Origin of the sequence: Vibrio crassostreae 9ZC13 (assembly GCF_000272045.2) — a bacterium.
GTDB lineage: Bacteria > Pseudomonadota > Gammaproteobacteria > Enterobacterales > Vibrionaceae > Vibrio > Vibrio crassostreae_C.
In genome coordinates this window covers 319,155-329,132 of sequence record NZ_AJYZ02000037.1, presented here as the reverse complement: position 1 = coordinate 329,132, position 9,978 = coordinate 319,155, and the positions used below count along the sequence as shown (strand labels likewise).

Sequence of the window (9,978 nt, the reverse complement as noted above, 5' to 3'; positions counted from 1 at the left end):
ACTGCGGCTGGTTAGGTTCAATGCTTTGTTTTTCAAGCCAATAGACTCAGGAGTCATGATCTCGTAAGTGTTCTTGTTCTTAAGCATGCCGTCTTGGTGGATACCTGAAGAGTGGCTGAATGCGTTAGCACCGACGATTGCTTTGTTGTCTTGAATTGGCATGTGGCAAAGCTGGCTAACCAACTTACTGGTACGGTGAATCTCTTGATGATCCAAACCAGTATGAACACCTAGTAACTCTTGGCGAGTTTTGATGATCATTGCGATTTCTTCTAAAGAACAGTTGCCCGCACGCTCACCGATACCGTTAATAGTACCTTCAACTTGACGAGCACCGGCTTGTACCGCAGCAATTGAGTTAGCAACCGACATACCCAAGTCATCGTGACAGTGAACAGAGATGATTGCTTGGTCGATGTTTGGAACGCGATCAAATAGCGTTTTGATAATGCCACCAAACTCGTTAGGTACTGTGTAGCCCACTGTGTCTGGAATGTTGATGGTTTTCGCGCCCGCGTTGATTGCCGCTTCAACCATACGACATAGGTTATCGATAGGCGTACGACCTGCATCTTCACAAGAGAACTCAACATCGTCTGTGTAGTTGCGCGCATGCTTTACCGCTTTTACTGCCATATCGACAACATCGTCGTAGCTACGGCGTAATTTATCTTGCACGTGAACCGTTGATGTAGAAATGAAGGTGTGAATACGGAACTGCTCAGCGACTTTTAACGCTTCTGCAGCGGCATCGATATCCTTCGCTACAGCACGAGAAAGCGCACAGATACGGCTATCTTTAATATTTTTTGCGATGGTTTGTACTGATTCGAAATCGCCTGGCGATGACACAGGGAAACCCGCTTCAATAACATCTACACCCAGTCGTTCAAGTGCATAAGCGATCTGTAATTTCTCTTTTACCGTAAGGCTTGCTGCCAACGCTTGCTCGCCGTCACGTAAAGTCGTATCAAAAATTATCACTTGATCGTTCATGGGTGCTTCCTTATATCGATATTGTATCGATTGCTATCCAAATTATTATTGAGAATGATGTTCTTTTAAAAGTGCCAGTTACAAAAAAACCCGCTCAGCGCGGGTTTTAATATTTGTGTAGTTCTTGACCCACAACTTACCCGCGCGATTGGTTCACGATAAGGAGAAGTTTCAGCAGTCGAGAAGAAGAAAAAATCATTACACAAATATCCGTAAATAAACTGTTAACACCATATTTACCGCAATTTATTCTGAGCGTCAAACAAGAAAATCCAATATCAGCGTGCTTTGGCGGTGTTTTTTTTTGGTTTGTGCTGCTTGCGTGTTGTTTGCTGGTGTTATCAGCTGATTGAGTGTTTTGTACTGGGCGGTTAGTTTATCGTTTGGCTGATGTGTAGGTTAAAACTTTGTAGTAAATCTTTTTGATGGAACGATTCACCAATAAAATTAAAAGGGTGGCTAAATTAATTAATCATTTGATTAAATAGTGAGTAATTAATCTTCTACAACCATGTCGATTTATCCCTATAATTAATCGTGTGATTAATTATAGGGATAGGTCTCAGTGATGGCAGCGCGTAAAGCAGGGCGACCTCAACAGAATCTAGATGTACGGCAGTTACTCATTGAGCACGCTCGAGATCTGTTCGTCGTTCAACCGTACGACAAGGTATCGACTCGCTTAGTTGCTGAGCGAGCGGGTGTGAATATTGCGATGATTCGCTATTACTTTGGCAGTAAAGCCGGATTGTTTGAGGCGATGCTGCGTGAAACATTACGCCCTATGCAATTACAAATGCAGAGACTCGTTGATGAAAGCAGTCATGAGAACTTTCTTGATTTAATGCGGACTTACTACAAAGAGATGGTCAAAGTGCCGAAGTTTCCTCGCTTGATAGCCCAAGTGATGAATATGCCTCCCTCTGAAGTGCAAAGAGAGTTGCTCGAAAAGGTTTTCCTCGATGTTGCAAAGCCAGCCCAAGATGTCATTTTTGAAAAGTTGGTTGAACAAGGCATCTTAAAACAGAACATGGATCCAAAATTGTGCCGTATTTCGTATGTAAGCTTGATGGTGTTTCCTTTCATCGCTCCGCCGCCTTTATTGGCAATTCATGGGATTGAGATTAATGAAGAATTTCTTAATCGTTTAATCGAACACAACATTCAATTGATGACTGAAGGCTTTATTAACGCACCGAGCCCTTCTTCCGTGCAGGACCAAAGATAATGAAAATAAATAAAAAACTACTCTTCTTTCCAGCACTTGCGGTTGGTGTTATTGGCCTTGTCGCCGCGATTAACTTGAAGCCGGATCTTCCAACCAAACCTGCGGGTGATAGGGCTCGCTTAGTTGATACTGTGAGCCTAGAACAACAACTGATAGCGCCGTTAGCGGTCGGCTTTGGCAAAGTGGTGCCTAAAGTTGAATGGAAAGCGATTGCTGAGGTGACAGGACAGATCGTGTATCGACATCCAGATCTTGAAAAAGGCCAGGTGATCCCTGCAGGAACGGTCGTGCTCAAGGTTGATCCATTGGATTACGAATTGAAACTGATACAAGCAGAGGCGGATCTAAAATCAAGCCAAACCTCATTAGCGAAATTGAATCAAGAAGAAGACAACCTTAATAAGACTCTTAAGATCGAAAAGAATCGTTTGGTGATCAGCAATAAAGAGCTACAACGTAAACAGGATCTGCGTAAGAAAGGGCTCACCTCTCAATCGGATGTCGACCTGCAACAACAAAGCGCATTGTCTCAGCAGAAGTTGGTATTAGATATCGCTAACCAAATCGCGTTGATGCCAGATGAAAAGCGTGTTGCGGAAGCGGTGATTAAGGTCAACGTGTCTAAGGTAAAAGAGGCGCAGCGCTCTCTCGATAAGACCACGATCACTTTGCCAAGAGCGATGCGAATTGCTCAGGTTGATATCGAACAAAATCAAGTAGTTAACCTTCAGCAGGAGATGTTTATTGCTCACGGGATTAATGTCATGGAAGTGGAGGCGCAACTTTCTATTCACGATATGCAAACTTTAGCCTCCAGCTTTAACCAGTTCCCTCGTGATGCTGCAGGAATCCCTAATCCTTATGAAGCGCCAATCAAAGCAAGCATTCAACTTAACAGCGGCAACCTGAACCTCAGTTGGCCAGCGAAGGTGGCAAGAATCAGCGAAACAGTTGATGAAAACCAAGCGACGGCGGGGATTATTCTCGAGATCGCTCAAGATTACTCACAATTGCAACCAGACAGCGCAACGCCTTTGGTTAACGGTATGTTTGTCAAAGCTGAGATTGAGGGTGTCGCGAATCTAAGTTGGGTGGTTCCAGAGCGAGCACTGCATGGTGATAAGGTTTACCTGATGGATGACAATCAGCGTTTGCAAGTGGTCAATGTTGAAGTGCTTTATCGTAGAGACAATCAAGTGGTTGTAAGTGGAGAGCTACAAACTGGAGATAAACTGGTTCTCAATGATGTCCTGCCAGCAATCGAAGGCATGTTACTGAGAGAGTCGAACTCTGAAGAGGCCGAGCTTGAGTCAGATACTCAGGAAAGTGCGTCATGATCAAATTTTTCTCTCGGCACCCAACAGCAGCAAACTTGTTGATGCTTGGGTTGTTGATCTTGGGTCTAAGCTCACTATCAACCATCAAACGTGAAACCTTCCCCGCTTACGATCCGCCTTACATTATGGCTGCGATTGTCTATCCCGGCGCCTCTCCACAAGAAGTGGAAGAGAGCTTGTGTGTACGAATGGAAGATGCAGTAGACGGCTTAGCCAACATTGAAGAGACTCAATGTGAAGCCATCGAAGGCAGCGCCCGTTTAATTCTCAAGTTAAATGAAAAAGCGGACATCGGCCGAATGCTGGTGGACGTGCAAACCCAGATCAACTCGATCAATGACTTCCCAACTGAGATTGAATCGCCTGTTGTTCAAGAGCTAGATTGGAATGAACCAGTTGTCGATATCGCTATAACAGCCGAAACGTCGTGGCCGGAACTTAAGGCCTACGCGGAAGATCTTAAGCGTACCATGAAGCTTGATTACGATGTCTCTTTGGTCGAGGTTAGCGGCTTCTCGGATCATCAATATCGAGTGGAACTGGATACCCAAGCTATTCGTCAGTTGGGTTTGAGTGTCGGTGATATCGCGGATCAAATTGGTCGACAGAATGTAAAACTGCCGAGTGGTAACGTTGAAACACCAGACAAAAACTTTCTGATTCGTTTCGACGAGAGACGAGTTACGCCTGTTGAGCTGGAAAGCATCGTGGTTGGATCTGCGCCTAATGGCTCGGTGATTCGTTTGAGAGACATAGCCAAAATAACCGACCGCTTTGAGCTTGATGAGCAAAAGGTGCTATTTGATGGCAAGCCTTCAGCGCTGCTCAAGATCAGTAAGAACAAAGAAGACGATGCGCTGCGAATCAAAGAGAACGTAACACGATTCGTTGAAGATCAAAGCGCGATTGCTCCTGATGGCGTGACACTACAAATGACCAACGATCTCTCATCTGTGCTTTGGGATCGTCTAACCATGATGGTGAGCAATGGCTGGCAAGGTATTGTGCTGGTGTTCGCCACCATGTGGCTGTTCTTCAGCTTACGTTATTCATTTTGGGTGGCGGCAGGGTTGCCAGTGGCCTTCCTTGGTGGCTTGTTCTTAATGGCCAACCTTGGTTTGTCGATCAACATTATGTCGCTGGTCGGGTTGTTAATGGCAATCGGTATTATGATGGATGACGCCATCGTGATAGCCGAATCGATAGCCTCCCACTTAGATAGGGGACAAAGCGTCGATGATGCGGTGTACAACGGCGTTAAGAAAGTGCTTCCCGGAGTACTGTCTTCTTTCTTAACCACGGTGTGTATTTTCGGTAGCTTACTGTTTCTTGATGGCGAGATGGGCGCTGTGCTTAAGGCCGTTCCTCAAGTATTGATTTTGGTGCTGTCGTTGAGCTTGATTGAAGCCTTCCTGATTCTACCTAATCACCTATCTCATTCATTACACAAAGAAAAAAATGACAAGCCAGCGCTGCGCTTTAAAGTGGTGTTGCTTGAGAAGTTTGAGAACTTCCGTAATACCACTTTGATGAACATGGTTGAGAAAGTCGTGACCTTCCGCTACGCCTTTATGGGCGGAGTGATTACGCTGTTGTTGCTTTCAGTCGCCTTGATTGCTGGTGGTGTTGTTAAGTTTCAACCTTTCCCAGAGCTGGATGGTGATATTGCCGAGGCGCGTATTATTCTTCCGCCGGGCGCATCACTGTCTCAAACAGAGAAAGTGGTCGACAAAATTGTCGCGTCTGCTGAGCGTTTGAACAAGCAATGGAGCGAAGAGGTTGAAGAAGGCAATACACTGGTCGAGCACATAACTAGCCAATTCAATGCTAACGCCGATGCCAATGAATCCGGCCCGCACTTAGCCACAGTGCGCTTAGATTTACGCGGAGCAGAGAGTCGTAATACGGTTATCGATGATTTCATTGATGCGTGGCGAGAGGATATTGGCGATTTAGCGGATCCTATTTCATTGGTGTTCAAGCAACCCACGATGGGGCCGGGCGGTCGTGCTATTGAAATCCGCGCCAAACACGATGACCTGAGCGCATTGAAATCCGCTTCTTTGGATATTCAGGAGTACCTTAATCAGTTTGATGGGGTGCATGGCGTGCTTGATGACATGCGCATGGGTAAAGAAGAGATCTTGGTGAAGCTGCGCCCTGGAGCCGAAACCTACAATGTGAATGGGCAGATGATCGCTTCCCAATTACGTGCGGCTTTCTTTGGTCAGACAGCGGATGAGATTCAAATCGGTGTTGAGAATATCTCGATTGAAGTTCGTCTTGATAAAGAACAAGCGGGTGATTTACAGCAGCTGGCTAACTTCCCAATCATCACTGCAGACGGCAGTCAGATTCCATTAGCAACATTGGCAACGTTAGATTTTCAGCGTAACTATGTGCGAATCCAACGTATCGATGGGTTGAGAACCATCAGTATCTTTGGTGATATTGATAATAAGAAAGCGAGTTCATCCGCGATTTTGGCTCAGTTCCAAAAAGATGAAGCCGCCAAACTTATTCAGAAGTACCCGGGTTTACGCTTTGATTTCGAAGGGGAGGCCAAGGATGCAGCCAAGACTGGCGCTTCGATGGGCAAAGGATTCTTGCTCGGCTTATTCGGCGTGTTTGCGATTCTTAGCTATCAGTTCAGAAGCTATTTAGAGCCTGTGGTCGTGATGTTAGCGATTCCACTCGCTTTTATTGGGGTGGTCGTTGGTCACTGGATACTTGGCCATTCTTTGAGTATGCCAAGCATGATGGGCTTTGTGTCGCTTGCCGGAATTGTGGTTAATGATTCCATCTTGTTGGTGCAGTACATTCGTCACCATGTCGATGAGGGAGATAGCGTGCATGACTCGGTGGTGAAAGCCAGTCGCGAGCGTTTCCGAGCGGTATTCTTGACCTCAATGACGACTGCGGCAGGTTTGCTACCGCTGTTGACGGAAACCAGCTTACAGGCTCAGGTTATCCAGCCACTGGTTATTTCGATCGTATTCGGCATATTTGCCTCGACCTTATTAGTATTGTTTATGATCCCAGCGGCCTACGCGATATTGGCGGATTTCGGTTTGGTGAAAAAGCACGAGCCATTAGCCCTATAGCCTTTAGCGCTTAATTATTTGCGAGCTCTACTATTATTAGCGAGCTCTAGTATCATTAGCGCACGCTATAACCATTAACACGATAGAAGTAGCGGTTGCTTACTTATACTAAGAAGTAAAAACATAGAAGAATAAAGCGGCCTTGGGTCGCTTTATTTTTATCGGTTGCATCTATCGCCATCCTGACTTGATCCATTGACCTGTCTATCAAGCATGGGAAATTTCATTTTAGTTCATTCAAAACGTCACTTAACTGTCATTTGTTGGGCATAACTTGAGCCTTAACTGAATAAGGATTGTTAAGGAGATCGTATGCGTACTATCGAACCTATTGTCCGCTGGGATGTGGCATTTTCTGTTTTCTGTTTAAACAACCGCTATGGCGGGCAACATGCAACGCTCAGTAAAGCGGTGTCTCATACTGGAGATGGACACCTTTATGTTTTGATTGCCTTGATTGCACTGCTGGTCGATAGCAACACCGGTCGAGACTTTCTTTTGGTGGGCTTAACCGCCTTCGCAATCGAACTGCCTATTTACTGGTTTGCTAAAAATACCCTCAAGCGCCGTCGACCAGCTGAATTCTCTTCACTACTTCACTCTCATATTGTGCCATCCGATAAATACAGTCTGCCTTCAGGGCATTCCGCTGCTGCTTTTGTTATGGCGACCCTAATCGGGCATTTCTATCCGAGCTTGTACCTCTTTAGCTTGGTGTGGGCAACTGCGATTGCAGGCTCTCGAATCTTACTTGGTGTGCACTTTTTAACAGACGTACTGATTGGCGCAGCCTTGGGCATCGCTTGTACCAGCCTAGCTATCAGCTTCATCCTGTAATTATTTTGTTGGCAACCACTGCCGAGCTTAAGTGGTAAATTTAAAGGAACATGCATGAAAATTTTATATGGCGTACAAGGCACAGGAAATGGGCACATCGCTCGAGCGAGAGCAATGGCCGTCGCTTTTCGTCAGCAAAATATTGATGTCGATTTTCTGTTCTCTGGGCGAGATGAGAGCAAATACTTTTCGATGGAAGCGTTTGGCAACTATCAGACCCGCAGCGGCTTAACTTTTTACAGCGAGCAGGGGCAGGTTAAATACGGCAAAACATTCATGAAGAACAACATCTGGCGATTTCTCCGTGAGATTAACCAGATCGATCTTACGCCTTATGACTTAGTGATTAATGATTTTGAGCCTGTCACTGCATGGGCGGCTAAGAGACAAGGTGTGTCATGCATTGGGATAAGCCACCAGAATGCGTTTCGTTATGATGTACCCAAAGAAGGGGGCAACTGGATTGAACATTCAGTGATTCAACATTTCGCCCCAACCGAGCACTCTATTGGCTTGCACTGGTATCACTTTGAACAGCCGATTTTGCCGCCTATCGTTCACACGCTGGTTGGTGATCAACAAATAAAAACAACACAAGATTTTACGTTGGTCTATTTGCCATTTGAGGATCTTGAGTCGATCTCAGAGCTGCTGATGAAGTTCATTTCGCAAAACTTTGTCTGTTACCACCCGGATGTGATTGAGCATAGCCGAGTTGAAAATATTGAGTTCAAACCACTGAGTCATGCGGGCTTTCAATTCGACCTCAATCAGTGCTCTGGTGTGGTCGCAAATGGCGGCTTTGAATTGCCATCTGAAGCCTTAACCTTAGGGAAGAAATTGCTTCTCAAACCACTCGAAGGGCAGTTCGAACAACAGAGCAATGTGGCGACGCTAGAGGCCCTTGGGTTAGCTCAAACCATGACGTTTTTAGATGCGGCTATCTTGCGTGCTTGGCTCAGTGAAAAACAGGCCGAAGTGGTCACCTATCCAGACGTGGCAAGTGCACTCGTTGAGTGGGTATTAGCAGGGAATTGGTCTAATCAAGATGATTTAAGAAAGCAACTTTGGGACAAGGTCGACTTTCCAAGTTATGCATCGCTCACCTAACTCATAAGTGCTATTTCTAAATTGACCGGTTGAACAATTCACGAGTTCAATAAATTGTAACAAATGTAACCAAACGATAGAACAGCTAAATAAGTCGAAATTAAACTCATAAGTGACGCATTTTATGTTTTTTTATAACTCTATAAATAATTGATTTTTAGATGTTGTTTAATCATTAAGGTAAAATAAAATTATTCTTTATCAATCTTGTTGGTAGCTCGAGATGCATTGGTTAATAGTAATGTCAATCCGAAAAACATCGGTCTGATAAATATAAGAATTAGTGGTTATCTATTCTCATACCATTACCAATTTAACGCTGTCGAACCGACAAGAGGCAACTTGAATGTTAGATAAGAAAGACGCAATGAGTGCTATTGCAAGCTACAGAATGGAAAGCACACTTCGTGGAGTCGACTTAAATCTTTTGACTGTATTTGATGCAGTTATGCAAGAGCAAAACATTACACGTGCAGCTCACAATCTGGGTATGTCTCAGCCTGCTGTAAGTAACGCTGTTGCTCGTCTAAAAGTGATGTTTAACGACGAACTATTCATGCGCCAAGGTCGTGGTATTCAACCGACTCAACGTGCACGTCAGTTGTTTGGTCCTATCCGCCAAGCGCTACAATTAGTACGCAACGAACTACCAAGTTCTGTGTTCTCTCCAGAGTCTTCTTCTCGCCTGTTCAAGCTTGCGATTTGCAGCCCTTGTGACATGCGTTTTGCACCTAAGATTATGTCGACTATCAACGAGCAAGCACCTAGCGTGAAACTGCACATGGATGCTGAATTCGATCGTCAACTTTCTGAGCGCATGCGCTACCAAGAAATCGACTTCGTGATCGATTACGCTCGCTTTGATGAGCAAGGTTTCTCAAGCACTGAAATCTTCCAAGATGAGTTGGTTGTTGTCGCTTCTGCTTCTCACCCACGCATTAACGGTGAAGTAACAGCGGCAGAGCTGCTTAACGAAAAGCACGCGAAATTGTCTCGCATTCACGGTCAACGTAGCTTCTCTGAGCAAGCTTACCGTGACCTAGACTGCATGCCTTTCTACGAAGGCACGAGCCTAAGCAACGTTCTTTACGTTGTAGGTCAGTCTGAACTAGTAACGATTGCTCCTCGTTGGATGGTAGAACATGCAGCAAACAAAGAGCAGCTTCAGATTCTAGATTTCCCATGTGATAATGCGGCAATTTCAGGCTTCCTAAGCTGGCACGAATCAAGTGAAAAGGACAAAGGACACATTTGGTTACGAGATCAGTTAATGATGATCTGTGGCGAAGTAGTGGCACTTAACTAGACACTAATCCCTATGTTTTATAAGCCCTAAGCTAGGAGTCTGGCTTGGGGCTTTTTTGTA

At 45.1% G+C, this 9,978-nt stretch carries 7 protein-coding genes; 6 read left to right on the top strand and 1 reads right to left on the bottom strand.

Annotated features, from left to right (window positions below; genetic code table 11):
• The coding region (locus tag A136_RS12180) for a 2-isopropylmalate synthase (RefSeq protein WP_017062934.1) at window positions 1-996 on the bottom strand (996 nt) is incomplete at its 3' end.
• A 568-nt stretch (window positions 997-1,564) separates the two neighbouring features.
• Between A136_RS12180 and A136_RS12175 the strand changes: the two genes are divergently transcribed.
• The 6 genes from A136_RS12175 to leuO all read left to right on the top strand — a co-directional run bounded on the left by A136_RS12175 (window position 1,565) and on the right by leuO (window position 9,918).
• The gene (locus A136_RS12175; RefSeq protein WP_017062933.1) at window positions 1,565-2,224 is read left to right on the top strand and encodes a TetR/AcrR family transcriptional regulator; all 660 of its coding nucleotides are present in this window, start codon (window positions 1,565-1,567) and stop codon (window positions 2,222-2,224) included.
• Complete coding sequence (locus A136_RS12170) at window positions 2,224-3,561, top strand: efflux RND transporter periplasmic adaptor subunit (protein WP_017062932.1); 1,338 nt, start codon at window positions 2,224-2,226, stop codon at window positions 3,559-3,561. The genes A136_RS12175 and A136_RS12170 overlap by 1 nt, the downstream gene beginning before the upstream one ends.
• Entirely contained in the window at window positions 3,558-6,665 is a 3,108-nt protein-coding gene (locus A136_RS12165) for an efflux RND transporter permease subunit (protein ID WP_017062931.1), read from the top strand. Before A136_RS12170 ends, A136_RS12165 begins: the two co-directional genes overlap by 4 nt.
• A gap of 312 nt (window positions 6,666-6,977) precedes the next feature.
• Window positions 6,978-7,502: a phosphatase PAP2 family protein gene (locus A136_RS12160; protein ID WP_017062930.1), complete on the top strand. Its 525-nt coding sequence runs from the start codon at window positions 6,978-6,980 to the stop codon at window positions 7,500-7,502.
• 54 nt (window positions 7,503-7,556) lie between these two features.
• On the top strand, window positions 7,557-8,612 hold the full coding sequence (locus tag A136_RS12155) for an MJ1255/VC2487 family glycosyltransferase (protein ID WP_017062929.1): 1,056 nt from the start codon (window positions 7,557-7,559) through the stop codon (window positions 8,610-8,612).
• A gap of 346 nt (window positions 8,613-8,958) precedes the next feature.
• Complete coding sequence (leuO, locus tag A136_RS12150) at window positions 8,959-9,918, top strand: transcriptional regulator LeuO (protein ID WP_017062928.1); 960 nt, start codon at window positions 8,959-8,961, stop codon at window positions 9,916-9,918.
• Window positions 9,919-9,978 lie beyond the last annotated feature (60 nt).

Coding starts and splice junctions, on each gene's coding strand:
- A136_RS12155 (WP_017062929.1), top strand. CDS start 7,557: ATGAAAATTTTATATGGCGTACAAGGCACAGGAAATGGGCACATCGCT.
- A136_RS12165 (WP_017062931.1), top strand. CDS start 3,558: ATGATCAAATTTTTCTCTCGGCACCCAACAGCAGCAAACTTGTTGATG.
- leuO (WP_017062928.1), top strand. CDS start 8,959: ATGTTAGATAAGAAAGACGCAATGAGTGCTATTGCAAGCTACAGAATG.
- A136_RS12160 (WP_017062930.1), top strand. CDS start 6,978: ATGCGTACTATCGAACCTATTGTCCGCTGGGATGTGGCATTTTCTGTT.
- A136_RS12175 (WP_017062933.1), top strand. CDS start 1,565: ATGGCAGCGCGTAAAGCAGGGCGACCTCAACAGAATCTAGATGTACGG.
- A136_RS12170 (WP_017062932.1), top strand. CDS start 2,224: ATGAAAATAAATAAAAAACTACTCTTCTTTCCAGCACTTGCGGTTGGT.